A 26,951-nucleotide genomic window follows, 5' to 3' on the forward strand; every position below is an offset into this window, starting at 1 on the left:
ATTTGTAACTTTGAAGCGTAGTAAAACGGAATATCATGGGTTACAAAGAAAGCTTATTTTACAGCGTATTCAAGGGGAAATGTCCCGTTTGTCATGAAGGAGATGTGTATCAATCTAAGAAAGTTTACAATTTTAAAGAATTTGATAAAATGCACGACCATTGTAGTGTCTGTGGTCACAAATATGAAATAGAGAATGGTTTTTTCTATGGCGCTATGTACGTTTCTTATGCTATGACTGTGGCTTTTTCTGTAGCAATTTTCATTCTTACCTACTGGTTTTGGCCGAATGCGGATTATTACAATTACATCATAAACATTGTTTTGGGTGTTTTCGTCCTTGCCCCCGTTACGTTTCGGGGAAGTCGTCTGATTTGGATGAATTTTTTCTCAAAATATAATCCGGAAGCTAAAAAAACCAAAGAAAAGACGACAAAAATCGGGAGTGAAAAACTAGCCAATTAATTTTGCAGAAGAAATGAGTGGTACTATGAGTGAGTTTAAGGAGATTATCAGAGGTGAAATTCCTGTGCTAGTTGAGTTTTATGCAGATTGGTATACACCTTGCAAAGAGACGTTGTCTTATTTGGATGAGTTGAAACAGGAATACGGATGTACGGTTCGTTTTTTGAAAGTAAATGCGGATAACAATCAAGATGCTACGGCAAAATATAAGGTACTGGGTGTCCCGTCTTTTTTATTGTTTAAAGAGGGGCAGATTTTGTGGCGTACGCAGGGAGTCCTTTCCAGATTTGAATTAAAACAAGCTATTGAAGTAGCTTTACTAGAGGAAGAACAAAGGCAGGAATTGGATAAATGAAGAAATTGACTGTTCGTGCACAACGAAACAAAAAAGGGATGTTTTAAACATCCCTTTTCTTTTACAAGCTTTTTGTTTGACTATCGGATGAAGATTTTTTGTTGTGAACTGGCATTAGCAGACTGTACAACAACAAGGTAAATTCCATTCGGGAAATCAATATTGATAGCTGTTACAGCGTTGGAAGTAACAGCAGTTTCTTTCACCTGACGCCCATCTACAGTGTAAATAGATACTTTTTCACCTTTAAATGAAGAATTCGTTAGATCAAGGTAAAGCTTTTCGTTATTTTGATAAACAACGATGTCCGACTCCTCAAACTCAGATATACCACTCGTAGATGTCACGTTAATTTGTACCTCATTCGAAGTAACAATTTCTCCTGCGAAGTTAGATTCACAAATCACATAATAGGTTCCTGAACTTGCAAAAACAGGTGTGTAACTGGTTGCGAATTCATCGGATAGAAATGACATATATCCGGATCCTGATGTTGTTGAATACTTCCATTCTCTTGAAGATGCTGCAGCTGGCGTTTCAGCTACAGTAAGTGTAGTTCCTGACTCATTTACATCCAGATTTTGAGTAGCATTTGGAGTAACCGTAGCTATATTGGGGATGGTCTCACTGACATGAATCGCAACTTCGTCTGAAGTAACCGTTTCCCCGCCAAAAGTTGACTCACAAATCACATAATAAGTTCCTGTAGCATTGAACTGGGGAGTGTATGTAGCTCCTGTTTCAGGAGAACTAAACGAAGCATATCCCGATCCGGAAGTATTTGAAAACTTCCATTCTCTGGTGATAGTGGCGTCTTGTGAAGCTGCATTGGCTAGTTCCGTAGCAGTTAGTGCAGTTCCTGCTTCATCAACAAGTAAGTATTGATCTGTTACGGGTGTAATTGTTACTGTATTTGGGTTGTAAATAAACTCTAGATCATCGATGAATACCTCATCATTTTCATCCCCTCCACCCGGAGTCATGTTCGTTGTGAAGGTAATAAGTACATATTGCGCATCATTTGCAGGAAAGTTGTAATCAAAAGGGATCGATTTTCTTACCCATTCTCCATTTGTAGGAGGGTAGTTTAATGTAGCCTTACCAACTACATGTGAAGAAGCAGTGGCATCTTCCGGATCACGATAGTTGTAATCATCATGAATAGATGTGGATATTCTGGCTAAACTACCAGAGTTAGCTGCGTTGAACTTAACCCATACTACCAAACTATCTGGAATGTTTGTAAAGGGCATATTGAAATTAGCATCATCTCTTCTGGTATAGTTGTGATTAGATGGATCACTCGGGGATATACTTCCCATATTAATCATCCCTGTTGTCAGGTTACCATTTGCAATGATTCCTACAGCTGAAGTAGAGAAAATCCGAACGCTATATTCTCCGGCACTACCTGGTCTTATATCGGTTTCTCTGTCAAGTCGTCGTTCCATTGCAAAGGGGCAAGTAAATGCACCAAGATGACAGTCTGCTGTTTTGAAGGAGTTCCAATTGGAAGGTTCACGATTATCAGATCCAATATTATCCCAATTTTCGAACCCCCCGTTAGTGGGTTGCTGTTGTGCTGTGGCGACTGTATTAAACATAACCGCCGATAACAAACAAGCAAACAAGCGTATTATTTTTTTCATTTTCAAGGAATTTTAATTGTAACAAATTTAACCCAAAAACTCAATTAACAAAAAAGCGAGACAAAATTTGCCTCGCTTTTCATATGTTCTGATTTTTTATTTATCTAAATCTTTCCGGCAATTGCTTCGGAAACGTTAATGATATGATCCCCAACTTTTTCGCACGATGAGAATAAGTCGTTGAATGTCATTCCGGATTTAATATTGTACTCCGGAGATTCCATGTTCTCAAGATGAATGTTTCGGAGTTCATCACGCTTTTGGTTAATCTGATCCTCTAATTGCATGGCGAGATCAAGACGGGATTGCGTCTTTTCAGATAATAGATTCTCTACCATTACTTCAAATGCCTGATCTACCAAATCCAACATTTCTAATAGTCCCTGACGCTGCTGAGGACTGAACCATATTTTTTCATCAGATTTTCTTTCAAGTGTCTTGGACATCTGGTAGAAAATATCCCCGATTCGCTCAAGATCATTGGTGATACTGTTTAGCCCCCGGATTTCCTGAGAGTTCTCTTGTGTTAATTCTCCTTCCGATACCTTGTTCAGATACTTGGCCACCTCAATTTCTACCCGGTCTGTAATTTCTTCATACTTCTGAATTCTCTCCAGATTACGTTTGAAAGACTTTTTATCCGGATCAATAAGCAATTGACGGGTAAAGTGAGACATACGACTAGTGATTTCCCCAAATTTCGCAACTTCTTTTTTCGCTTCGTAAATAGAGATTTCAGGTGTGTCCACAATATTGGTTCCGATAAATTCAAGACGGAACTCTTCGTCAATTTTTCCTTTTGATTTAACTGTTTTTTCAGCCAAATTCACGAGTTGAGGAACAAACCAGATCAGTACAAGTACATTAATCGCATTAAATGCTGTGTGTAATACTGCGAGTCCCTCATTTGCCAATTCTGGATTTCTTGGGTCCCAAACATCATTGCTGAGAATGGAAACAAGATAACCTACAAAGTCAAGGAAGAACGGGAAGATAATAATCATCCAACCAACACCAATGACATTAAATATAGAGTGAATACGAGCCGATCGTTTGGCGTGAACGTTTCCAACAAGAGAGGCCAACTCTGCAGTAATTGTGGTACCAATGTTTTCTCCCAGAATCATTGCAGCAGCTACTTCGAAAGGAAGTATTCCTTTTGCCACCAGTGTCATGGTTAATGTCATGGCTGCAGAAGAGGACTGTACAACAATGGTAACCATAGCCCCCAGAAGGATAAACAAAATGCGTGTAAAGAAGGTTGGTTCTTTGTAAGCCGTGAAGAACTGAACGAGCCCGGAATTCTCATCTAATTCCGGTACGGCGTCCTTAAGGAAACTAAGCCCCATAAAGAGAATTGAGAAGCCGATAACTGCCTGAGCAAGTGCTTTCGTCTTTCCGCGATTAATAAATATCAGAGGGAAAACAAGCGCGATAAGAACCAGAGAATAACTGTCGATACTGACTTTAAATCCTACGAGTAGTACAAGCCACGCAGTAATAGTTGTTCCGATGTTCGCTCCCATCATAACTCCGGCTGATTCTCTCAGTGTCATCAAACCGGCATTTACGAACGAAACGGTCATTACAGTTGTTACAGAAGAACTCTGAACAATAGAAGTAATTCCGAATCCGGTCAAAACTCCTTTGAAACGGTTAGAAGTAATAGATCGTAACCAATTACGCAATCTTGCTCCTGCCGTTTGCTGAAGACCTTCTGACATAATCTTCATTCCGTAGATAAACAAACCAAGTGATCCGATGAGGATCAAAAGGCGGATTACACCCCATGAACGACTTGTTTCTGTTTTGCTTTTTCCCGACCAGATGGGTTCAGCCAATGAACTGTCTTTTTTGGTCAGCCCCACTTTAACAACGTAATTCTCGGCATCAATTAAGTCCGTGATTTCATAGTTAAGTGTCTTAATTGGCATTGGTTCACTCACTACCCAGTCTGATCCTGTATATCCGCTTTTATTTCTTTTCTCACCGATAGCCGTATTATGAGCTACAATAACAGAGTAGTTGGATAACTGATCAATAATTTCATAATCGAGCGTCCACTGTACATTGATTGTTCCTTCTCCTGGCTTTAGATTGATATTGTTGAATAGTTTTGATGTTTTGAAAGCCGTTTCAGCTGACCACCATTTGAAGTCCCCCTCTGTCATTTCGTCTTTGACAAGCGAAGATTCTACAACACCAAGTTTTATCAGGTATGTTTTGTCAGGAGTGAAGCCGTTCAGGAAAAACAGACGACTTCCATCAATAGGCTTTACCCATGATAATTTCCATTCGGGAGTTAACAATGATCCTTCAAGTGGTTTTTCTGCAAATTGTGCAACAATTGAATACTTTCCGAAATAAGGAGAAACAAGTGAAGTATCATTCCAAAGGAGTTCTACTCCTGAGACATATTGACTCAATTCAACGTTGTCAAATAAAATGTCATTGATGTTTTGAGAAGTGATCTTCTTTTCACTGACTTCCGAATCAGGTAGAGCCTGTGCAACTCCGGAGAAATTAACCAGCAGTAATACTGCCAGAATACGCAAAGCAAGTCTTGCCATGTTATTTACAATTAATGGAGTGCAAATTTACTTTTTGTAAAAAGAAAGGGTTTTGACCTTATGTTAACAAAATGTTAAGTTCATAGTATACAGTTTGCAAGGAAATAAGCGAGCTTTTTTTGCGGGTTTAATTTGTTTGTAATGAGCTTTTTGAAGCGGTATGGAGTTTGAGGTGAAGCTACTTTAATGTTAATTCAGGATTAACAAAAGTTTATAGAAAAGTTATTCAACCTTAATTTAAGATTAAATAGATCATATTTGCAGCCAAAAATTTTTGGATGATGCGAATAACAAATTTCTTTTCGGTTCAGGTTTTTATTATTGTTCTTCAGTTGTTTGTTTTTGAGGGAGTTGTTAACGCCCAGAGAGACTCTCTGAAAAAGAATCGGGAGAAAAGAGATTTGTATGTTCCGGATGCTCCCGTTAAGTTTGAGCCGGAGAAGAAGTGGTATGAACGGATTAATATACGCGGATATGCACAATTAAGATATAACCGATTATTTGAGACAAATCCGGATTTGGGATGTGAACAGTGTGATAAGTCCTGGGGAAGGAACGGAGGATTTTCATTGAGACGTGCACGTGTTGTGTTTTTTGGACAGGTACACCCGCGGGTTTATTTTTATATTCAGCCGGATTTTGCAAGTTCAGTGAATGCAAACAGCTTACATTTTCTACAGTTAAGGGATGCATATTTTGATATTGGGTTGGATAACGATAATCAGTTCCGATTTCGTATCGGACAGACGAAAATTCCCTTTGGATTTGAGAATATGCAATCCAGTCAAAATCGGTTACCACTTGACAGGGATGATGCTTTGAACAGTGCGTTGAGGAACGAACGGGATATCGGAATCTTTTTCTACTGGGCACCCAAAAAAATCAGAAAGCGTTTTTCAATGCTTACCAGAGAGGGGTATAAAGGGAGTGGAGATTATGGTGTTTTTGGACTGGGAGTCTATAACGGGCAAACAGCAAATCGACCGGAATTAAACAATCAACCACATATTGTTGCACGGTTAACCTATCCTTTTGAAATTGGCGGACAGATTTTTGAGCCTGGAATTCAGGTGTATACGGGAAGATACACACTCAGTCCAGGAAGTGTCTCAGAAGGTGTTATACACAAAGACGACTACACATATCTGGATCAGCGAATTGCATTGACAACGGTTCTGTATCCAAGACCGTTTGGTATTCAGGCGGAATATAATATCGGAAGAGGGCCGGAGTTTAATAAAGCAACCGGAGCGATTGAATTGAATGATCTTCAGGGGGGGTACATTACAATGAGTGCAAGGATTAAGGCCGGTTCACATTTTATCTATCCGTTTGTCCGTATGCAGTATTATGAAGGTGGTAAAAAACACGAAAGGGACGCGAGAAGCTATCATGTGAATGAATATGAAATAGGTATTGAGTGGCTTCCGTACAAGAATTTTGAGTTGGTAGCCATGTATACCTTCTCGAGTCGTCGTTACGAAGATTTTGAGAATCAGGATAATTTCCAAAAGGGAAGTCTTCTTCGTCTACAATTACAGGTTAATTTTTAGGAAAACAGAGATTGTTGATAATTATCATTGTATTTAAACCGCTAGTCTGTTATTTTAGCGGGAAATACAATGCTATGTATAAATTTACTTTCTTTTCGCTGACCTTTTTCACGCTTATCTCCTGTTCAGAAAAAAGGGAAACAATTTCCCCTGAAAATACAGGTATTGTCGAAGCGGTTTATGCGAGTGCTGTTCTGGAACCCTATGATTACTATAATGTGAATGCCTCTGCTTCGGGTATTTTGGAAGAGCGGTTAGTAAATGAGGGAGATACAGTGGATAAAGGAGAGTTGTTGTTCCATTTGACAGATATTACTTCCCGACTTAATGAAGAGAGTGCACGATTATCCCTTGCTTTGGCCAAAGCCAATTATGAAGGAGATGGAAACCTACTTGCCGAAGTAAATGCGGAAATTCAGACAGCGAAACTTAAGTTATTAAATGATTCACTTAATTTTTTCAGACAAAAAGAACTGTTTGAAAGAAATGTCGGGTCAAAAGCAGAATACGACGCACGCGAGTTAGCCTATAATGTGTCTAAAGAGCAATACGGGGTACTTCAGAAGCGTAAGAAGAGAACTGAAAAAGAACTAAAGACACAGATGAAACAGGCGCAAAATGCTGTGGAGTCTTCAAATGTGAGGTCAGGAGATTATACACTGAGCAGTCGGATGAATGGTTTGGTATATGCGGTCTTTAAAGAACCGGGAGAGTACGTTACCATGCAGGAGACAATTGCTATTGTTGGATCTGCGGATGAGTTTTTGGTAGATCTATCGGTCGATGAGGTAGATATAGGACGAATCCGAAAAGATCAGAAAGTGATTGTTAAACTGGAAGCATTTCCTAATCAGGTTTTTGAAGCACGTGTAAGTAAGATTTTTCCGAAAATGGAAGACCGGACGCAGACTTTTAGGGTTCAGGCGGTGTTTGATACAATCCCCGAAAATTTTTATATGGGATTAACAGGGGAGGCAAACATTGTAATTGCTGAAAAAGAAAAAACATTGGTTATCCCAAGAGATTACCTGGTTGACGGGAAGCACGTTGAAACAACAGAAGGTCGTAAGGAGGTGAAAACCGGCTTGGTGAGTATGAGCCATGTCGAAATAATCAGTGGATTAAGCGCAGGAGATAAACTATTTAAGCCTGAGTAATATGAAGTGGAATCTGATTTTTTCGATTGCGACGACTCATTTATTTTCAAGGAAGAAACAGACATTTGTGGCTGCGCTAGGGGTTACCTTTGGTATTGCAGCTTATATTATTATGATGAGCTTCATGACCGGTCTGAACGGTCTGCTTGACGGAATGATCCTGAACCGGACGCCACATGTTCGTTTATATAATGAAATTGTGCCCAGTGAATTGCAGCCATTGGATTTTTCTGCTACTTACGGAGATTATACCAAACAAATTCATTCGGTGAAACCCAAAAGAAGTCAGCAACGAATAGCAAATGCATTGCCGCTGATTCATTTTTTGAATGAGCAACCGGAAGTACAGGGAGCAATTCCACAGGTAAAGGCAAGAGGATTTTACAGAGGAGGTTCAACTGAATTAAATGGTTCGTTATTGGGAGTAGATGTTTTGGAAGAAAACCGGCTGTACCAGTTAGGGGATTATATTGTACAGGGTAGAGCTGAAGATCTGGCTAAAAATGATAAAGGAATTATTTTGGGAGCAGGTGTGGCAAAAAAACTTTCTCTCGAATTAGGAGAAAATATACAGGTAACTTCTTCTCAGGGAAGTGTATTTACTCTAAAAATAGTAGGTATTTATCAAAGCGGGCTGGCGGATATTGATAATGTTCAGAGTTATGTGAATATCAAAATGGCGCAACGACTGATGGGTGAAGGGGATAATTACATCACAGATATTCATGTGAAATTGCATAATCTTGAAAGAGCTCCCGAACTTGCTGCTAAATGGAATCGTATGTTTGGTGTAAGTGCTGTGGATATACAAACAGCAAACGCCCAGTTTGAAACGGGAACATCTATTCGGAATATGATTTCGTATGCAGTCTCTATAACACTTTTGATTGTGGCAGGGTTTGGGATTTATAATATTCTCAACATGCTTATTTATGAAAAGATGAACGATATTGCCATACTCAAAGCAACCGGTTTCTCAGGTGGAGATGTAAAACGAATTTTTATTCTGCAAGCCATGTTAATTGGTTTGATGGGAGGTTTGCTCGGGCTTTTGATTGGTTATTTTGGTTCTTTGGCAATTAGTCATACACCTTTTGAAACAGAAGCTTTACCGACCATAAAAACTTTTCCGGTCAATTTTGATTGGTCTTTTTATGTGATAGGTACTGTTTTTGCTCTGTTGTCAACATTTTTTGCCGGATATCTTCCCGCAAGACGAGCAGAAAGAATTGATCCGGTTGATATAATAAGAGGACAATAACTATGAAGATTATAGAAGCCAGATCGATTAATAAATATTTCTATGCTCCGGACCGATTCCACGCGTTGAAAGATATCTCATTTTCAGTGGAAAAAGGAGAGTTTGTCTCAATTATGGGAAAGTCGGGGTGCGGAAAATCAACTTTGCTGTATATCCTTTCGACAATGGATACAGACTACGAAGGAGATTTGTTAATGGAAGAACAGCTAGTTACCGGTCTTTCGCACGAACAGCTTTCAAAGATAAGAAATGAGCACATTGGTTTCGTTTTCCAGTTTCACTATCTGCTTCCCGAGTTTTCGGTATTGGAAAATGTTATGTTACCGGCTTTGAAGTTGGGAAGGAAAACGAAAGAAGAGATAGAACACGATGCTATGACAAAGCTCAGGTTACTCGATATAGACAGTCAGGCAACAAAACTAGCCAGCCGAATTAGTGGTGGTCAGAAACAACGAGTAGCAATAGCAAGGGCGTTGATAAACAATCCTTCGATAATTATGGGAGATGAGCCGACAGGTAATCTGGATAGTAAAAATGCTTCTATTGTATTTGATATTTTTCGTGAATTATCGGATGAAGAAGATCTTTCGTTACTTATCGTTACTCATGATGAGGATTTTGCCAATAAAACAGATCGTATAATAGAAATGGAAGATGGCCGTATTATCTCGCATAAAAGAGAATGAGTCAAGATAATACAGCCATCTGTTTTTAATTTGTTTTGTCAGGGATCATTTCTTGAAAAGCCAAGTCGTTTCTCAACGGCCTCAATCATGCTGTCAGCAATGTCTTTTCCGGTAGCACCTTCAATTCCTTCTAATCCGGGAGAAGAGTTGACCTCCAAAAGAAGAGGTCCTCTGTGTGAGCGGATAATATCCACTCCTGCTACCTGAAGATTAAGAACCTTCGCTGCTTTTAAAGCCATTTTCTTCTCCTCAGCGGTAATGCGTACCGTTGATGCAGTTCCCCCCTGATGAATGTTTGCTCTGAATTCACCCTTTTGCGCCTGACGCATCATAGAAGCTACAACTTTTCCATCTACCACAAAACAGCGAATGTCTTTTCCATCTGACTCTTTGATGAATTCCTGCACAAGGATATTAGTTTGCAAACTCTTGAATGCATTAATGACAGATTCGGCAGCTTTTTTCGTTTCCGCTAAAACAACTCCTTTTCCTTGTGTGCTTTCCAATAGCTTGATAATTAAAGGAGCATCATTGACCATGTGAATAAGATCTTTTGTGTCCGATGGAGATTTTGCAAAGCCCGTGATGGGAATTTGAACTCCGTGTTTGGCAAGTAACTGCGAGGCAAATAGTTTATCCCGTGATTGCGCAATGGAAGAAGCGTCATTCATGCAGAATATTCCTTTTGATTCAAATTGTCGAAGCAGAGCACACCCGTAAAAGGTCATGCTGGGTTTTATACGCGGAATCACAGCGTCAATGTCATTCAGAATACTACCCCCCCGATAACGAACTTCAGGGTTTTGGGCATCAAGTTTCATATAACAATGTTCTGCATTCAGAAAGATAACTTCGTGCCCGCGTTCCTGTCCGGCTTCAATGATCCGTTTGTTACTATATAACTCCGGGTTACTGGCAAGAAGGGCAATTTTTAATCCTTTTTTGGTTTCACGTAAATCTCCGTAAAATGAAGTGATCTCCTCTCTGGAGTATTGTTTAAGACGTGTTCCTTCTCCCGGGTTGACGAGAATTCTCCCGTTCATGGCTTCTCTTCCCAAAAGCATTTTAAAGCCCATTGAGTCTCTGTTCGCCAATGTTATTTCAATATCCCAGGTTTGATCCCCGATATGTAATGCTGTTTTTATAACATAACGTTTTTCAGATACCCCACTCGTATTTTTAATCATTCTCGTGTCATGCACTTTCGATGAGCAGTGGATGATTACTTTCCGGTTTTTTTGAATAGGATGAATTTCATAACTTACCCATTGTTCACCATCTTTCATGAACTTGGTAATGTTAGATGCATGTATGGCCGAGGTTTTTGCTCCCGAATCAACGCGAGCTTTAATAGCCGGGATTCCTAATTCAGGAAGCGAACACCATTCCTCACTCCCTACAACGATAAATTGATTAATATCCATCGATACTGTTTTCCTTATTTTTTTGCAAGGTAATTTTTTTTCGGAGAATTGGGATTAATGGAATGCTAAAAAACAAAAAAGCCCCGTTCTAAGGTGAAGAACGGGGCGTGTAATCTGAGAAAGACTATTTCTGTTTAATGATTTTGGTTGTTTTATTTCCTGAACTACTTTGTACACGAAGCAGGTAAACTCCCTCAGCAAAGTCAGTCAGGTCGTAGACCATGATTGTTCCTGAAGTAGGTTCATTACCCGAATGCATAGGAATCTCTTTTCCTAACATATCAAATAACTGGATTGCAGTTACTCCTGCATTGGCAGGGAATACTACGGAAAATTTGTTTTGGGTGGGGTTCGGGAAAACAGAGAACTCTCCGTTAGAATCATTCTCGCCTAGACCTGAAGTATCAAGTGTAGCATTGAAATCAAGTGAGGATGTACTACAGCCTGCATTTGATGTGATAACCACATGATAAGTTCCACTTTCTGTAATGACAAGAGATGCTCCTGAGCCATTAGGTACAGGGTTACCATTAAGATACCATTGAGCCGAGGCTCCTGCCGGAACAGAAGTATAAAGTGTATTTCCTGTCTGGGTAATAAATGGTGCTGAAGGATTTGCATTAACCTGAATAGTTATGGTAGCGGTTTCCGTTCCACAGCTGGATGTTCCCTGTACAGTATAAGTTGTGGTCGAAGAAGGGGTTGCTACTACAACATTTCCGGTAGTAGTATTCAGATTGGAACCGGGTGTCCATGAATAATTGGAGCCTCCGTTTACAGAAATGGTGGTTGATTCTCCTTCACAAATACTGTTTTCACTTGCACTTACCTGAAGAGAAGATCCCTGCGTTACTGTAATTGTAATACTGGATGTTGAAGAGCAACCATCGGTTGTTCCGGTAACCGTATAAGTAGTCGTGTTGGATGGAGATACTGTTTGCGTTGCTCCGATCCCGAGACCATTATCCCAGCTGTACGAGTTTGCTCCTGTAGCATTTAGTGTAGCGGAAGCTCCTGCGCATACAGATGTTGATGAGGTACTTACATTAACTTGCGGAGCAGGTGTTACAGTAATCGTAATTGTACCGGGCTGCGCACATGAATTGGCAGAGTTATCAACCACAGTATAGGTTGTGCTTGTTGTAGGACTTGCAACAACTGAACTTCCTGTAGATGTATTTAATGACCCCGAAGGCGACCATGAATAATTTGCTCCACCGGCAGCAGTAAGTGTCGTCGAACTTCCTTCACATATCGTCATAGAACCTGAAGAAACATTAAGAGGAGCCGGGTTTGTTACAGTAATCGTAATCGATTCTGTTGTGCTACAGCTTCCCTGAGTTCCTGTTACTTCGTAAGTTGTAGTTGAAGAAGGAGAAACGATATGCGAGGCACCGTTTCCTAATCCATTATTCCATGAGTAATTTCCTGCTCCGGATACAGATAATGTTGTACTTTCTCCTGAGCAAATGGTCAATTCAGTTGCATTTACGCTTAGTACAGGAGCAGAGGTTACCGTAATTGTAATAGCATCTGTTGCTGTACAACCCTGAGCCGATGTCCCTGTAACTGTATACGTTGTGGTTGAAGAAGGAGAGACAGTATGTGAAGTACCATTTCCTAAACCGTTATCCCAACTGTATGAAGCAGCTCCACTAGCTGTAAGATTAGCTGAACTACCATTGCAAATAGTAGCTGAAGGAGTTGTAATAGAAACAGAAGGAGTTGCATTCACCGTTATATGATTCGACGTGGTGATACTTTCTGTCCCGAATGCATTAGTAACCTCCAGGGTTACGTCGTAAGTTCCGGGTGTTCCGTAAGTAACAGTTGGATTTGCAGAAGTAGATGTAGCAGGTGTTCCTCCAGGAAAACTCCAGTTCCATGCTGTGATATTAGCAGTAGACTGATCTGTAAAAGTAACACTTTGACCTTCACATACGGATTGACTGTTTTGTGTAAAGGAAGGTGTCGGAGAAGTACCGTTCGGAACACCACTTATATTAATATTATCAACGAAAAGATTGTTTCCAACAGTTCCTGCGTTGAAGCCTTCAAACTTGATAAGAACCTGCTCGCCAATATAAGCATCCAGATTGATTGAATAACAACTTGATCCTACTGTTCCCATACACCATTCATCTGAACTGGCAGGAGTAAAATTGGTACTGGTTGTTGTTGCAGTAGCAAATGAGCCGGTTCCATCCTCACCACGTGCAAAGATACGTTGGTAAGAAGCACCACAATCTGTAGAAATATAAATGATAAGAGAATCCGTGGCTGTTTGATTATACCTTCTGTATGCGTGCTCAAAGGTCATGTCAATAGAAGAGTATCCGGAAAAATTTAATTTTGGACTGATCATACCATCTCTTCTTGAGGATTGTGCATAATTGTAGAAGTCCATTTTTGCTGCTTGATTTCCGGGAGTTGTTCCCGTGATTGTTGCAATTTCCCAGGTTGTTGCGTTATCCGGGTTGTCAAGCGTCCAGACACCATTTGAAAACGGATTGTTTTCAAAGGATTCTACGAAAGGAAGTGATTGCCCTGTTCCGGAATATACAACCAGATTCGTTGAAGATTGGTCATTTGCCGTGTTGTCATCGGTAGTTCCATTTGGGTTGGAGGTATAAGCAACAAGGTTTATTGATCCTGCATTAACACTGATTGCGGGAAGAGTAATTGTTGTTGACTGATTCGTTGCAAGGTTTCCAGACCAGTTATACGTTTGAACTCCTCCTGTAGTCTGGTAATTGATTACGACAGAGGTGAGTGCATTTAGTCCGAAGTTTTGTAACTCTACCTGAGGTGTGATGGAATTTGTACAAATTGATCCCGAAGGAGAAAGAATCGACGTGATCCCCGCATCATTGAAATTATCAGGAGCAATAATACAGAATGGGTGAGAAGTTGAGCTTCCGAAATTTGAATTGGCTGCTGTCATTTGAAATAAAGTGCCTCCGTTTTCATCCGTCATAGAATAATCACCATCTATACTACATCCCTGGTAAGCACTTCCGTTCATCCCGTCTCCGTAGCTGTCAGCTATTTCGAATGTGTAACAACCAACGGGTAAACAGAGTGATAGGTTTTCAGTTGTCCCGGTTGCGGAATTCGTGTAAGGACCTCCCGACAGGATTACATTATTCGCATTATCAAGGATTTGCCAGGTAACTTCTTCTCCATAACAATCTGTCTGAATCGTAAAGTCAACCATTTGTCCGTTAGGATCCATGCTGAAAGATGAAGAGAAAGAATCATTTGCAGTGTTTTCATCCGTTGTGCTATTCGGATTAGATGTTGAGGCAGTAAACGTATAGTTCCCTGCTGCCCCTGTTTGAACAGGAAGAGTGATTGTTTGTGATTGTCCTGTAGCAAGATTCCCTGTCCAGTTGTATGTCTGGGGTGATCCGTTCCAGTTGTATGTAATGGTTACACTCGTTAGATTGTCTGCCCCGAAGTTTCGTAGAACTACCTGGGGCGTAAAAGATCCGCCACAAATAGTTGCTCCCGGTGATACAACCTCACTTATTCCGGCATCTGTATCTACATTATACTGCGCAAGGCAAAGAAGAGCCTCGTAAGCATTTATTCTTCCTGATCCTAACTGCCCGTTGTAAGAAGGGTTGACAGATGAAATATCATCAGCGCTACTTAAAAGACAATTAATAATATCCTGATTCGTAGCAGAAGGAGCATGCGACTTCATTAGTCCTACGAGACCAGAAACGTTAGGTGAAGCCATTGAAGTTCCGTCTATCCGTGCGTATGCACTGTTGCTGGATGCCCAGGTACTTCTTATACTTGAGCCGGGAGATGAAACAGTAATCCATGTTCCATATTGAGAGAAATCGGATTTTGTATCATTAATAGTTGTGCTGGCAACTGCGATTACATTATTGTAGGCAGCGGGATAAAACTGTTGGCTGGTACCATCATTTCCGGCAGCAGCAACAAGAATAGCGCCGGCGTTAAAAGCTGCGTTACAGATATTTTGTCCGTAATTGGAGTAACCTCCTCCTCCCCAGGACATATTAATAACGTCTGCTCCATTATTGGCAGCCCAGTTGATACCTTCGTACCCGGCTGTCAGTGCTCCCGTGGAGCAGTCTCCGATTCGTACGGGCATAACACTTACGTTATATCCTATAGAGGAAACTCCCAAATTATTGTTGGTTTCGGCTCCGATCGTTCCCGATACATGGGTTCCATGATTACCGTCATTCGCTCCACAAGGATTAGGGTCGTTACCACCTGTAGTGGCATCGTGTCCCTGAACCAGTTTATTAGTAAGATCTTGATGAGAAGTCAGAATAGCATCGTCAGTAACAGCTACTATAACATTTGAATTACCAGTCGAAAGATCCCAGGCCTGTTGAGCCTGCATTTTGTGTAAATGCCACATCCCAGTACCGGTAGTACTGTTCGCTCCAAGGTCATTAGGGGTAAGGAAATGCCTGTGAAGTTCTTTTTTCTCCGCATACTCAATCACTGGATTCTTTGCTAATTCACGTATGAGGGTTTCTATTTTTTCAACCTCTGTAAATTTGATCTGGTAAGTTTTTTTCAGAAGTTCATCCCTGTCATTGGGGTGAAGCTGTTTTGCTTCATAAATTCCGTATCTGGTTTGTAATGCAGCCAGAAAATCGACTTTCTTGAGATCAACCATTTTATCCTTTGAAGGAATGGTGTACGAAGAAGATGTCTTTAATTGAAAGATTACTATTCCGTCCTGATACCATTCATATACGTTTTGTGAAAACGTAAACAGAGGTATGAAAAACAAGAGTAGTACTAAGCGTAATTGTTTTTTCATTTTCCTTGAAATTTTGAGTTTTTAATGGGCGAAGAGAAGGGAATTGAAATACCATTCCCAAAAGAGATAATAGTAGTCTGTAAAGTCCTTTTCTTCAATTCTAGTTTTTAGTTTTTAGCGCCTCCAAGTTATTAGAAAAGAACGAAAAAGACAAAGTTTTTGTTAAAAATATAAAATTCTAAAAAGGAAAAAATAGAGGAATTAGAAGAGTTGAGAGTAACCAAAACAAGAGGTTGAGCGGAATACCAATTTTTAAGAAATCAGCATATCTATAGTTGCCGACACCATAAACCATTGTATTGGCATGATAACCTGTTGGTGTCATAAAGCTGGCAGAAGAAGCAAAAAGGACTGTGATGACAAAGGGTTCCGGAGCAACTCCCATCTTTTGAGCAATCAAAAGACTTAAAGGTGTAATCATGGCTGCGGCGGCATGGTTTGTCATAAATTCAGTTAGTATGGAGGTTAGAAGGTATACGGCAGACAAAACGACTACAGGACCGTAGTCAGTGAGGTTTTCAAGAATGGCATTGGCGAGTATCTGATCAATTCCTGAGTTCGACATAGCTATGCCTATTGAATAAGCTCCGCCAAGTAAGAGAATCACCTTCCAGTTGACTGCAGTAAATAATTGTCGGATTTTTACCTGTCTGCTGATTACGAGTAAAATAACAGAGTACAGTGAACCTGTTGTAAAGTCAATTAATCCGATTGATGTTGTGCTGAAAAGCAGAAGAAAAACAAGCAGGATAAATAGAAACTTACCTCTGTTGAAATCAATAATATGATTTTTGCTGAGAAAAGTAATTGGCGATCGGACACTTTTTTCAAGTTGAAGAAAAGATTCGAGATGATCACGTCTTACCTGAAAAATAATTTTATCTCCTGTGTGAAGAGGATGTTCCCAGATGGAAGAGGTTGACCGTATGGCTGCAAGTCCTACGGGGCGGGCTCGGAAGGATTTGATATAATTGAGTTCAGCCAGTGTTTTTCCTTCCAGTTCAGAATGATAAGGGACACTGACTTCGGTAATAGATGTCTCGCTATCTGTAGATGAGAAGCTGTTTCTTACTGTGAAAATGGAAGGAGTGTTACGCAGACGTTGCAGTAAAGTTGTTAATTCTTCAAAAGTACAGGTTATCCTGAATCTTTTATGACCTGAATGAGTTACGGACGATAAAGGGAGACGTAGTTTTTGTATTTCAGAAGTTATTGTTTTTTCCGGATAATCCTGTTGTGTCTCTAATTCAACATGGTAGTGAGAAAAGTTGGAGGTTCCTGTCTTATCCTTTTTGCGGGAGAATACGTGTATGCCTATAAACACAACATAGCAGGTGCCTGCCAGCAGGAGAATCACACCAACACCTGCAGGAGCAAATAGGGATAGTCCCGAAAAGCCTTGTTTCTGCGCAAGACTGTCTATCAGAAGATTAGTAGAAGTACCGATTAGTGTACAGGTACCACCAAAGATGGAAGCAAAAGAAAGGGGGATCAGTAATTTTCGTGCATCTGTTTTTGTACTGTAGGCTAACTGAATTACTACCGGTATAAATATGGCGACTACAGGTGTATTGTTAATAAACGCGGAAGCAAGTGCAATGATTAACATCATTACAAACAAAGAGCGCTTAAAATTTTTACTGAAGTTTTTTTCAATAGAAAATGCAAAATGTTGTAAAGCTCCTGTTCTCAGGACGGTATCACTGAGAATAAACATAAACGCAACTGTAATAATGGCTGTTGTGGTGAATCCTTCCAGAGCTTCTTTCGGAGAGATGACACCAAAGACAGTGAGAGCCAACATACCGGCAATTGCAGTAACGCCAATATTGATCCATTCTGTAGCAAATAGAATAGTTGTGATGACCATTACAACTAGTGTTACTGTTATTTCCGGAGAAATCATTTTGCAAATATAGTATACTAAATCGGTAGGACTTATATGGTAAGGTAAAGTTTTCTTTAACCTGTGAAAAAGAGAGTTATAAAATGTTTAAATTTTTTTTACGAAATCACAATTTTGTTTAAATTGCAACATGAACAGAATATTACTACCACTTGCAACAGTTTTTATTTTATCTGTTTTTTCCTGTAAAAAGGAGGTGGAGACTATTACTCCTATGGTTAAGCCTGCTGTGAATCCTGAGTTGGGGCCAATGCCATATCAGAAACTTTCGGATTATGGATTTTTCAAAGGAGATATGAAGAATCAAATTCCGGAGGATGAACTTTTTTCGTATGAACCAATTTCGTCATTATTTACAGATTATGCCAAGAAAAAGAGATTCATCCGGATGCCAGAAGGTGGAGAGAAGGCAACATTTGTAGAAGGAAATAAACTGCTGGATTTCCCAATAGGTACGATCCTGATAAAGAACTTTTATTATGATAATGTATTGCCGGGGAATACAACCCGGATTATAGAAACAAGATTACTTATAAAAGAAGCATCAGGATGGATATTTGCAGAATATGTTTGGAATGATGAGCAAACGGAAGCCTATCTTGATATGAATGGTAGTTATACTGAAATTTCTTGGATGGAGAATGGAGTGCAGAAATCAACGAACTATAGAATTCCTTCGGAAACGGAGTGCCTTATCTGTCATAAATTTAACAGTAACCCTATCCCGATTGGCGTGAAGCCTCAGCACATGAACAAACTACATCAGTATGCATCGGGAATGAAAAATCAATTGCAGGAAATGGTTGATAAAGGTTATTTGGAGGGAGGTTTCTCTGAAAATTATGTTTCTCTTGTTGATTATAAAGACCAATCTGAGCCTGTTGACCTGAGGCTTCGATCTTACCTGGATATAAATTGCGCACACTGTCACAGCGAAAATAGCCACTGTGATTACCGACCTTTACGACTTGCTTATTCTGAAACCACAGAGTTGAGTAACCTTGGGGTTTGTGTTGAGCCGGATGAACAAATAAACTCAGCGTTAGTTTATATTGTCGCTCCGTCAAATACGGCAAGGTCAGTCATGCACTTTAGATTGTCTTCGACGTCTGAAGCTACACGAATGCCTCTCCTGGGGAGAAGTATTGTGCATGAAGAGGGAGTGCAGCTTTTGGAAGAATGGATAAACACGCTTTCTCCTTGCGGAGGATAAAAAAACAACTATATGAAAAGGAAAGAACTACTTATGATGATTTTGTTGTCTGGCGGTATGGCATACGGTCAGAACACATGTAGTGAAGCGCTGACGATTACAGAAGGGCTACACACTATCGACTACATTGACGGGACAGAAATACCCGATCCGGTTTGCGCCCTAAATGGTCCCGGGGCTATGAATGCTGAATGGTATCGCTATGTGCCGGATAATGACTATACGGTTACGGTTAGCTCTGATCTTGCTGCGAATACAGGAAGAGATACCAGGGTGCACGTTTATACGGGGACGTGTGGTCAGTTGACCTGTGTTGCCGGTGATGATGATGCGGGAGCAGGGGTGCTGTCTGTCACTTCTTTTACAGCAGAACAGGGAGAGGTTTACTATATTGCCTGGGATAATAAATGGGAATCGGATGGATTTGTTTTTGAATTAACGGAAACCATATTACAAAATCCGGTTGAATTACCTGTTACGTTTACAGGGGTGTATATCCCAACCATCTCAGGAAGTTATAAAATTGCTATCGGAGATATGAATGGTGATTATCTGGATGATATTGTCACTGTTTCTTCCGGAAATATACAGGTGCATTATCAACAAGCCATAGGAGGGTTTACTAATACGACAATAGCTACGGCCGGGACTTCGTATTTGCCATCCTGGAGTATGGCTATTGCTGATTATGATAAGAATGGATTCAATGATTTACTATACGGTGGTGGATCAGGGGTGGCATTTTTAAAGGCAAATGAAACAGGTACTGAATACGAGGTGATCGCCGGACCGCAATATGTTTTTTCTCAGAGAAGTAATTTTGTTGATATCAACAATGATGGTAATCTGGATGCATTTGTTTGTCATGATGTTGATCCGAACGTATACTACATAAATGATGGCTCAGGAAACCTGTCATTTAACCAGGGAGGGATTGGAGATCACCCGGATGGGGGGAATTACGGTTCCGTATGGATTGATTATGATAATGATGGAGATCAGGATTTGTTTATTGCAAAATGCCGGGGAGGATCTTCTTCCGCCCGAATTAATGAATTACACAGAAATAACGGAGATGGAACGTTTACCGATGTGTCAATAGAGTCAAATTTGTCAGATCCTGTGCAAACATGGTCTTCTGCATGGAATGATTTTGACAACGATGGGGATATGGATGTTGTTGTAGGGGCGAGCTCTACAGCTGATGGTCCTCATAAGTTCATGAGAAACAACGGGGATGGAACGTTTACGGATATTACAGCAGGAAGTGGTTGGGATGCAAATACGCATCTGAATATAGAGCATATTACTTTCGATTTTAATAATGATGGTTTTGCAGATGTTTTTGGAGGTGGAAACGTTATCATGTTTAATAACGGGGATATGACATTTTCGCCCTATACAGTACCGATGGTTGTGGGAGCTGTGGGAGACTTGAATAATGATGGTTTCCTTGATGTACAGAATGGTAATAATATCTATCTGAATGATGGAAATGAAAACAACTGGATTAAAATGAACCTGGAAGGTGTACAGAGTAATAGAAATGGTATTGGTGCGCGAATTGAAATTTATGGAGACTGGGGACGACAGATTCGTGATGTTCAATCAGGGACAGGTTTCAGATATTGCAGTACTTTAAACCCTCACTTCGGACTGGGATTGGCAGATGAAATTGATTCAGTAGTTGTTCGTTGGCCTTCGGGATTGGTTGATGTGATCTGTACGCCTGAAATCAACTCAACACTTTACTTGTTGGAAGGAGCGGCTGCAAAACCGGTAGCTGAATTTTCTGTAAGTGCAAACGATATTCCGGTTGGAGGTACAATTATAGCTGCTGATGAGTCAACAGAATGTCCTAACGGATGGGAATGGGAAGTGTCTCCTGCTTCGGGATGGGCATTTATTAACGGAACGGATGCTGCAACACAACATCCGGAAATACAGTTCAACGAAGAGGGGATTTATTTTGTGAGCCTTGTTGCAGAGAATTCAAATGGAACGAGTACCAATCAGGTATCAGAAGAAATTCATGTTGGAAACCCAACTGCGGGAATTACAGAGTTGAATTCAGAAGAATTAGTTGTATTCCCGAATCCGGTAACGGATATGTTGTCTGTTCAGTTTAGCGGGAATATTGATAACCATACTGTATCCGTTTATTCATTAATTGGTGCCGAAGTGATGAAAGTTGAAAAGTCGAAACAAAATATCGATGTTTCTAAACTTCCTCAGGGGACTTATTTCCTTTCTTTAACTGCTAAAGATGGAAGTAAACTGGTACGAAAGTTTGTGAAGTACTAAATAAAGAAGATAGATCAAGCGAAAGGCAGTATCCTTTATGGGTACTGCTTTTTTATTTATGCATAGAGGGGAAATACAGAGAAATAAAAAAGTCTCGCAGAGATGTGAGGCTTTGGTGGAGAAGATCGGGTGAAAATCGAACCAAAAGAATCAATATCCATTTGATTCATTATCTTAGCTGTACTGTGGTTATATAAGATATAACAACCACACGGTATATACACGCTAGTTAGCTGTAAGCGTGAAAGAAATACAAACATCAACATTTAACAAATCTTAGATTGAAAAAAAGTGTAATACCTGACAAGCGAATGCCTCACCTAGTTTTACTTGGTGCAGGTGCTAGTTTAGCTTCATTTCCTAATGGTGACAAAAATGGAAAAGAACTTCCTTTAATGAGGAATTTAGTTCAAAAGCTAGATTTGTATGGTATTATTCCGGATAAATTTGAAAACGTAATTGACAATTTTGAAAGTTTATATAGCAAAATTGCAAGCGATAAGTCGTTGACTTCTATAAAGAATATAATTGACAGAAAAGTCTATGAATATTTCTATTATCTCGAAATACCTGAAAAACCAACGCTATATGACTATTTAATTTTATCACTTAGAAAAAAAGACTTGATTGCAACATTCAATTGGGACCCTTTGCTTTTGAAAACTATGAGAAGACATTCTCAAATAAATAGTTTGCCTGACGTTGTTTTCTTACACGGGAATGTTGCTGTTGGTATTTGTTCAAAATGCAAAATAAAAGGCTACAAATACAATAAAATATGTCATCATTGTCATAAGCCATTTGACGAAATGCAGTTATTATATCCAGTTGAAAATAAAGATTATAGTTCTGACAAGGCAATCAATGATGAATGGAAAATTTTAAGAGATTATTTTGAAATTTCTTTAATGGTTACAATTTTTGGTTATAGTGCACCAGTTTCTGACATTGACGCGAAGAAATTAATGCTCGACGCTTCATTCAAAAACAAATCCCGTGAATTTTACGAGCTTGAAATTATAGATGTAAAACCCGAAGAAGAAGTTGAAGAAACATGGGATGACTTTATTTATAGTCATCACTACTCTATCCATAATAGTCTAAAAGAAACTTATTTATGGTATCATCCAAGACGAACGACGGATGCATTTTTCGACGCTTATTTAATGAATAGTCCTTGGGATGATAATCCATTTCCAGAGTTTAATGACGTTTATGAGATGCATCAGTGGATAGAACCATTATTAAAAGGAGAATGAAAATAAAACGCCAACAGCTAACACAGTACATATTGCAGGGCGGGGTTCGGTGGTACGCTAACTGCGGATTCTCGCATCGCAGTTCCGTGTCCTTCGGACAGGAACGCTCCCCGAAATCCGCCCCGACAACATGTACCAACCGTTATGGTTCATTAACGCCATAGCGCGATACCCAAACTGAAAAAGCAATTTAAAATGGATAACCTAGTCCCAATTTATCGGCTAAAAAGCGGACACATCGATTTTAATCAAGGATTAAAACTTGATTTCTTGTTGGGTTTGGTATATAACGACGAGGGAAACCTATATATCGAACTACACTTTGACGAATTTTTAAATCTTGAGGAGTTTTATCACAACAATCAGGATGCATTTGAACAGGATGATTACAAATTATTCTGCAGTACTGAAGATGGATATAAATTTACAGCACCCAAAATTTTAATGAAGAATTTACCTTTTAGAAAATCCAAAGGAAATTTCTATTGTTTTGATCACATTAAAATTGAAAAAGAAATTCATAACAGACCCTCCAATGACTTAGAATCAGAATTAGAAATTGTCAAGGATCCAATTAAGTACGTTAAGTTGGAAGGCCTTCGTATTCATCATACCAGCCATACATTTATTAAGGCATCTAGGGCATATGGCCCAGTTCGTCCTGACGAAGTAGGAGGTGACAAGTTGTGGGACCACACTGAGGTTACATTTCAACTTGACTTCAGGTCATATAAGTTTATCATAAGAAAAGATGATGATGGAGAATCTATAATTGAATTCCAAAGTCCACAGAGTCAATATCTCGCTATGCCTTATACTTTTTGGGAATTCATTAAACTTGATTTTCTTGAATTCCTTTCCTTTCTAAATGGTGCGGCGGTGTACATAAGGGCAGAATATTATGGACAATACTACAGCGGAGGCAAATTGGATGCTCAAATTAAAAAAATATACAGTGCGCAACATCATAAACCTTATCGATGGAACAATTATATACCGATAAACAATGCATGGTATAAGGGGGATGGAATTGTTTCAAATGCATTTCTGAATTGTTTCGAAAAATATCGAAACCTTAATGTCCTATTGGACTTGAATACAATTATTTTCTATTTGAATAATGCTGAACAAGCTCCATCAATGGGGGAAAGAATTTTTATTCAAACTATTCTTCTTGAAAGATTTAGTAATAAACACGCTGAAACTTTTGAAGACCCAGAAACTACAATCATTGACCCTGATATTTATGCACCAATTCATAAAGAATTAGTGGAAGTGTTAGAAAGAAATAAGAAAGCAATGGGTGGTAATTTTAATCTACTAAACAGTAAACTTTCAAACATAAATAATACTAAACGAAAACAGACCGATTTTAAATTTCGTCAACTTATTCAAGCGGCAAATATTGAATTAACAAAGGAAGTAGAAGACTTACTTATTTCTAGGCATAAAATAGTGCATTCAGGGGATATAGGTAAATCTGATGAAGCCCGAAAAAATTATTTTTTGATGGATAAGCTTCTAAGAAAAATAATCGTGAATCTAATAGGTTACGAAGGGCCAACAATAGATTCTGGAAAGCATCTTCAAAATCCTCAAATTTCGCCAATTCGTTCGGCTGACAAAAAAGAACCATAACACCGCCTATAAAAGATAGGGCAACAATTACACTCGAGAAAAAGCCCTACCTTTCATAGCCGTAGACCGTTATGCACAAGCAAAAAACAGCACTGGATTTATCAAAACACGAAAGACAAAATACACGGATATACTAGACTTGCTCAGTGGCATGAAAAAGTAGTACAATCAGGGTTTAAGTCTTTTAATACGATCTCTCGCACAATAATGAATCACTATGTAACTATATTAAACTACTTTGACAATCGAAGCACAAACGCTTCTGCAGAATCATTTAATGCCAAAATCAAAGCTTTCAGATCTCAATTTAGAGGTGTCCGTAATATTGGATTCTTTTTATTCAGATTAACGCAAATTTATGCTTGATTTTTTTCAAGTCCACAGAAATATGACTTGATCCCCTTTTTATTGATACGTAGAGGAAAAATACAGGGAAATAAAAAAGCCTCACATTTCTGCGAGGCTTTCGTGGTGATGGACGGAATCGAACCGCCGACACAAGGATTTTCAGTCCTTTGCTCTACCAACTGAGCTACATCACCGCCGTTTGGTGGGTGCAAAGATATAAATAAAATTGTTTTTCAAACGAAAACTATACTTTTTTTTGAAAAAAGTTCAACTATCTTTGAATGATGATACAGAAAAGATTGATCGTTGATATGGGGAACACGCGGCTTAAGTATGCGGTTTTTCAGGGAGATACTATCGTTTCTTCAGGAGAGGGAATAGCAGGGGTAAAGAAAGTAATTGATACGGAAGAAATTGTTAATTCTATACTGGCATCTGTAGCCGGAGAGGAAAAAACACGTGAAGTATTGGAAATCCTCCCTAATGCAATTCGTGTAAATAATGAATTACAATTCCCGATACGAATAGCATATAAGACTCCTGATACATTAGGGGTTGACAGAATTGCCAATGCAGTTGCCGGGGTCGGATTGTTCCCGGAGAAGAATGTATTAGTCGTAGATGCGGGGACTTGTTTGAAGTTTGATTTTGTCAGTGATGAAGGAATGTATTTGGGTGGAGCAATTTCTCCCGGGTTACGGATGAGGTTCCGTGCAATGAATGACTATACGGCAAATTTACCATTAATCGAATCCTGGGAAAAAAGACCTCTCATCGGGCAAAATACAGAAGAATCTCTGGTATCGGGTGCATTAAATGGAATGCAAAATGAAATTTTAGCCACAATTAAACGTTATCAGGAACTGTATACTGATTTAAGAATTTTTGTGACAGGGGGAGATATGAAATACTTTGATTTCGAAGTAAAAAATCCCATCTTTGCGCACGAAAATCTGACTTTGTTGGGTTTGAAATTAATTTTAGAGGCTAATGCATAAGAAAATACTTGCTGTACTCATCCTTTTTATTCCTGTATTAACAATTGCGCAGGTGACTACAAATTCGCCTTACTCGCAATTTGGTCTGGGGATGTGGAAAGAACCGATTGACGGAGTATCACTGGGAAGAGGAGGTGCACGTATCGGGTTAAACGATTCTACTTATGCAAATATTCATAATCCTGCTTCTTTACCCTATCTGGGAAAAGGGCAACCTCTTTTTTCATTTGACCTTAGCACACGTTTTTCGAATTTTGAATCTGCGTCGGGAAAATCAAGTGACCACCTGGTGTATTTAAATTCAATACAGATCGCGATTCCTTTTGCGAAGCGTTTTGCTCTTGCTCTGGGAATGAAACCTGTTATTTCACGTGGGTATGATTTTAAAACCTATGAAGTAATTGCAGGTGATTCACTTCGTCATTCCTATATGGGAGAAGGTGGGGTGCAACAGGTTTATTTTAATTTTTCGGCAGCAATCCTCAAGAATGAAAAAAATTATCTTGCTTTAGGAGCGGATCTGGGATACAATTTTGGAAATACGACCAATTCGAAAAGAAGTGATTGGATCAATTCGTCCAGCTATTTTAATGGGTTATACACGGTTAATGATCGTATACGGGGTTTTAGTTTAAATACAGGACTTTCATATCAGTATACAATCAGCAAATACAGTTCGTTTTCGATCGGAGTAACGTATGCAATGCCAACCTATTGGAAAACGACCTCTTTGGAATCTTTAGTCAGATATACGGGAGATTATGATATTTCACCGGCTAATATTGATACGATCTTTTCTACGGGAGAACTTGGAGGAAAAGTGTTCATCCCTCAGCGTATCGGATTTGGAGTGGGATATGAGATCAGAGCAAGAGAAGATTCGCTTAAGTCAAGACTTCTGATGCACCGTGTACGAATTCTTGCGGATTTTGAAATGATGAGTTGGGGACAGTATAAAAAGGAGGTGAACGGGATTCCTGTAAATGAGACTTATTCGGATGCTATGTATGCCCGTTTTGGAGTGGAGTACACGCCTCATCACAAGTTTCTTGATAAATCACCATCGATTAAGTACCTTTCCAAAATGACCTACAGACTGGGGGCTAACTATGGGCAGATTCCCGGAGGAGACACCCGTTTAACAGACTTTGGCATGACTTTTGGACTAGGTTTTCCGATTCCGTTTAATCGATCGGTTTCTTCTCTGAACATCGGGATGAAAATCGGACAACAGGGAGAAATAGGACCGACATCGATACGGGAACGATATATTGGCGTTAATGTTGGAATAATTTTATCTCCCGGATTTAACGACAAATGGTTTAGAAAGTTTAAGTATGATTAAATTAT

General features: G+C 39.4%; 18 protein-coding genes and 1 tRNA gene. 13 read left to right on the top strand and 6 right to left on the bottom strand.

All coding sequences use genetic code 11. From position 1 onward, the window contains the following. Positions 1 to 35: 35 nt before the first annotated feature. Complete coding sequence (locus ABDZ97_RS04220) at positions 36 to 464, top strand: DUF983 domain-containing protein (RefSeq protein ID WP_343785314.1); 429 nt, start codon at positions 36 to 38, stop codon at positions 462 to 464. Positions 465 to 489: 25 nt separating this feature from the next. Next, positions 490 to 819, top strand: a complete 330-nt coding sequence (locus ABDZ97_RS04225) for a thioredoxin family protein (protein ID WP_343785315.1) — start codon at positions 490 to 492, stop codon at positions 817 to 819. Positions 820 to 899: 80 nt separating this feature from the next. Here ABDZ97_RS04225 and ABDZ97_RS04230 read toward each other — a convergent pair whose 3' ends face one another. Both ABDZ97_RS04230 and ABDZ97_RS04235 read right to left on the bottom strand, forming a co-directional pair. Continuing rightward, entirely contained in the window at positions 900 to 2,468 is a 1,569-nt protein-coding gene (locus tag ABDZ97_RS04230; RefSeq protein ID WP_343785316.1) for a T9SS type A sorting domain-containing protein, read from the bottom strand. Between the two features lie 104 nt (positions 2,469 to 2,572). Beyond that, on the bottom strand, positions 2,573 to 5,038 hold the full coding sequence (locus tag ABDZ97_RS04235) for a Na/Pi cotransporter family protein (RefSeq protein WP_343785317.1): 2,466 nt from the start codon (positions 5,036 to 5,038) through the stop codon (positions 2,573 to 2,575). Between the two features lie 278 nt (positions 5,039 to 5,316). Here ABDZ97_RS04235 and ABDZ97_RS04240 point away from each other — a divergent pair, with 278 nt between their 5' ends. The 4 genes from ABDZ97_RS04240 to ABDZ97_RS04255 all read left to right on the top strand — a co-directional run bounded on the left by ABDZ97_RS04240 (position 5,317) and on the right by ABDZ97_RS04255 (position 9,695). After that, positions 5,317 to 6,591 carry a porin gene (locus ABDZ97_RS04240; protein ID WP_343785318.1) on the top strand — a complete coding sequence of 425 codons (1,275 nt, stop codon included), beginning with the start codon at positions 5,317 to 5,319 and terminating at the stop codon, positions 6,589 to 6,591. 74 nt (positions 6,592 to 6,665) lie between these two features. Then, positions 6,666 to 7,748 (top strand): efflux RND transporter periplasmic adaptor subunit, encoded by a 1,083-nt coding sequence (locus ABDZ97_RS04245; RefSeq protein ID WP_343785319.1) that lies wholly within the window; start codon positions 6,666 to 6,668, stop codon positions 7,746 to 7,748. Between the two features lies 1 nt (position 7,749). Further along, on the top strand, positions 7,750 to 9,009 hold the full coding sequence (locus tag ABDZ97_RS04250) for an ABC transporter permease (RefSeq protein ID WP_343785320.1): 1,260 nt from the start codon (positions 7,750 to 7,752) through the stop codon (positions 9,007 to 9,009). Between the two features lie 2 nt (positions 9,010 to 9,011). Further along, positions 9,012 to 9,695, top strand: coding sequence for an ABC transporter ATP-binding protein (locus tag ABDZ97_RS04255; protein ID WP_343785321.1), 684 nt, complete (start codon positions 9,012 to 9,014; stop codon positions 9,693 to 9,695). A gap of 38 nt (positions 9,696 to 9,733) precedes the next feature. On the opposite strand, the gene rimK is transcribed toward ABDZ97_RS04255, so the two are convergent. The 3 genes from rimK to ABDZ97_RS04270 all read right to left on the bottom strand — a co-directional run bounded on the left by rimK (position 9,734) and on the right by ABDZ97_RS04270 (position 17,841). Further along, entirely contained in the window at positions 9,734 to 11,119 is a 1,386-nt protein-coding gene (rimK, locus tag ABDZ97_RS04260) for a 30S ribosomal protein S6--L-glutamate ligase (protein WP_425542644.1), read from the bottom strand. A gap of 124 nt (positions 11,120 to 11,243) precedes the next feature. Continuing rightward, positions 11,244 to 15,935, bottom strand: a complete 4,692-nt coding sequence (locus ABDZ97_RS04265; protein ID WP_343785322.1) for a S8 family serine peptidase — start codon at positions 15,933 to 15,935, stop codon at positions 11,244 to 11,246. Between the two features lie 178 nt (positions 15,936 to 16,113). Beyond that, a complete protein-coding gene (locus tag ABDZ97_RS04270) occupies positions 16,114 to 17,841 on the bottom strand; it encodes an SLC13 family permease (protein WP_343785323.1) in 1,728 nt (575 codons plus the stop codon). Positions 17,842 to 17,971: 130 nt separating this feature from the next. Between ABDZ97_RS04270 and ABDZ97_RS04275 the strand changes: the two genes are divergently transcribed. From ABDZ97_RS04275 to ABDZ97_RS04295, 5 genes are all read left to right on the top strand, one after another. After that, a complete protein-coding gene (locus tag ABDZ97_RS04275; protein ID WP_343785324.1) occupies positions 17,972 to 19,054 on the top strand; it encodes a hypothetical protein in 1,083 nt (360 codons plus the stop codon). A gap of 12 nt (positions 19,055 to 19,066) precedes the next feature. Continuing rightward, entirely contained in the window at positions 19,067 to 21,358 is a 2,292-nt protein-coding gene (locus ABDZ97_RS04280) for an FG-GAP-like repeat-containing protein (RefSeq protein WP_343785325.1), read from the top strand. Positions 21,359 to 21,639: 281 nt separating this feature from the next. Then, entirely contained in the window at positions 21,640 to 22,617 is a 978-nt protein-coding gene (locus ABDZ97_RS04285) for an SIR2 family protein (RefSeq protein ID WP_343785326.1), read from the top strand. Between the two features lie 195 nt (positions 22,618 to 22,812). Continuing rightward, on the top strand, positions 22,813 to 24,255 hold the full coding sequence (locus tag ABDZ97_RS04290) for a hypothetical protein (protein ID WP_343785327.1): 1,443 nt from the start codon (positions 22,813 to 22,815) through the stop codon (positions 24,253 to 24,255). 96 nt (positions 24,256 to 24,351) lie between these two features. Further along, on the top strand, positions 24,352 to 24,621 hold the full coding sequence (locus tag ABDZ97_RS04295) for a transposase (RefSeq protein ID WP_343785679.1): 270 nt from the start codon (positions 24,352 to 24,354) through the stop codon (positions 24,619 to 24,621). Positions 24,622 to 24,724: 103 nt separating this feature from the next. On the opposite strand, the gene ABDZ97_RS04300 is transcribed toward ABDZ97_RS04295, so the two are convergent. Next, positions 24,725 to 24,797, bottom strand: a tRNA-Phe gene (locus tag ABDZ97_RS04300). 87 nt (positions 24,798 to 24,884) lie between these two features. Between ABDZ97_RS04300 and ABDZ97_RS04305 the strand changes: the two genes are divergently transcribed. Beyond that, complete coding sequence (locus tag ABDZ97_RS04305; RefSeq protein ID WP_343785328.1) at positions 24,885 to 25,601, top strand: type III pantothenate kinase; 717 nt, start codon at positions 24,885 to 24,887, stop codon at positions 25,599 to 25,601. Next, positions 25,594 to 26,946, top strand: a complete 1,353-nt coding sequence (locus tag ABDZ97_RS04310; protein WP_343785329.1) for a hypothetical protein — start codon at positions 25,594 to 25,596, stop codon at positions 26,944 to 26,946. The genes ABDZ97_RS04305 and ABDZ97_RS04310 overlap by 8 nt, the downstream gene beginning before the upstream one ends. Positions 26,947 to 26,951: the final 5 nt, after the last annotated feature.

It is taken from the genome of Wandonia haliotis (genome assembly GCF_039523435.1).
Lineage (GTDB): Bacteria > Bacteroidota > Bacteroidia > Flavobacteriales_D > Crocinitomicaceae > Wandonia > Wandonia haliotis.

What these genes read in the sequence shown, in the direction of transcription:
- ABDZ97_RS04275 (WP_343785324.1), top strand. Translation starts at nt 17,972, where the DNA reads ATGAACAGAATATTACTACCACTTGCAACAGTTTTTATTTTATCTGTT.
- ABDZ97_RS04280 (WP_343785325.1), top strand. Translation starts at nt 19,067, where the DNA reads ATGAAAAGGAAAGAACTACTTATGATGATTTTGTTGTCTGGCGGTATG.
- ABDZ97_RS04235 (WP_343785317.1), bottom strand. Translation starts at nt 5,038, where the DNA reads ATGGCAAGACTTGCTTTGCGTATTCTGGCAGTATTACTGCTGGTTAAT.
- ABDZ97_RS04250 (WP_343785320.1), top strand. Translation starts at nt 7,750, where the DNA reads ATGAAGTGGAATCTGATTTTTTCGATTGCGACGACTCATTTATTTTCA.
- ABDZ97_RS04230 (WP_343785316.1), bottom strand. Translation starts at nt 2,468, where the DNA reads ATGAAAAAAATAATACGCTTGTTTGCTTGTTTGTTATCGGCGGTTATG.
- ABDZ97_RS04255 (WP_343785321.1), top strand. Translation starts at nt 9,012, where the DNA reads ATGAAGATTATAGAAGCCAGATCGATTAATAAATATTTCTATGCTCCG.
- ABDZ97_RS04290 (WP_343785327.1), top strand. Translation starts at nt 22,813, where the DNA reads ATGGATAACCTAGTCCCAATTTATCGGCTAAAAAGCGGACACATCGAT.
- ABDZ97_RS04270 (WP_343785323.1), bottom strand. Translation starts at nt 17,841, where the DNA reads ATGATTTCTCCGGAAATAACAGTAACACTAGTTGTAATGGTCATCACA.
- ABDZ97_RS04305 (WP_343785328.1), top strand. Translation starts at nt 24,885, where the DNA reads ATGATGATACAGAAAAGATTGATCGTTGATATGGGGAACACGCGGCTT.
- ABDZ97_RS04220 (WP_343785314.1), top strand. Translation starts at nt 36, where the DNA reads ATGGGTTACAAAGAAAGCTTATTTTACAGCGTATTCAAGGGGAAATGT.
- ABDZ97_RS04245 (WP_343785319.1), top strand. Translation starts at nt 6,666, where the DNA reads ATGTATAAATTTACTTTCTTTTCGCTGACCTTTTTCACGCTTATCTCC.
- rimK (WP_425542644.1), bottom strand. Translation starts at nt 11,119, where the DNA reads ATGGATATTAATCAATTTATCGTTGTAGGGAGTGAGGAATGGTGTTCG.
- ABDZ97_RS04225 (WP_343785315.1), top strand. Translation starts at nt 490, where the DNA reads ATGAGTGAGTTTAAGGAGATTATCAGAGGTGAAATTCCTGTGCTAGTT.
- ABDZ97_RS04240 (WP_343785318.1), top strand. Translation starts at nt 5,317, where the DNA reads ATGATGCGAATAACAAATTTCTTTTCGGTTCAGGTTTTTATTATTGTT.
- ABDZ97_RS04265 (WP_343785322.1), bottom strand. Translation starts at nt 15,935, where the DNA reads ATGAAAAAACAATTACGCTTAGTACTACTCTTGTTTTTCATACCTCTG.
- ABDZ97_RS04310 (WP_343785329.1), top strand. Translation starts at nt 25,594, where the DNA reads ATGCATAAGAAAATACTTGCTGTACTCATCCTTTTTATTCCTGTATTA.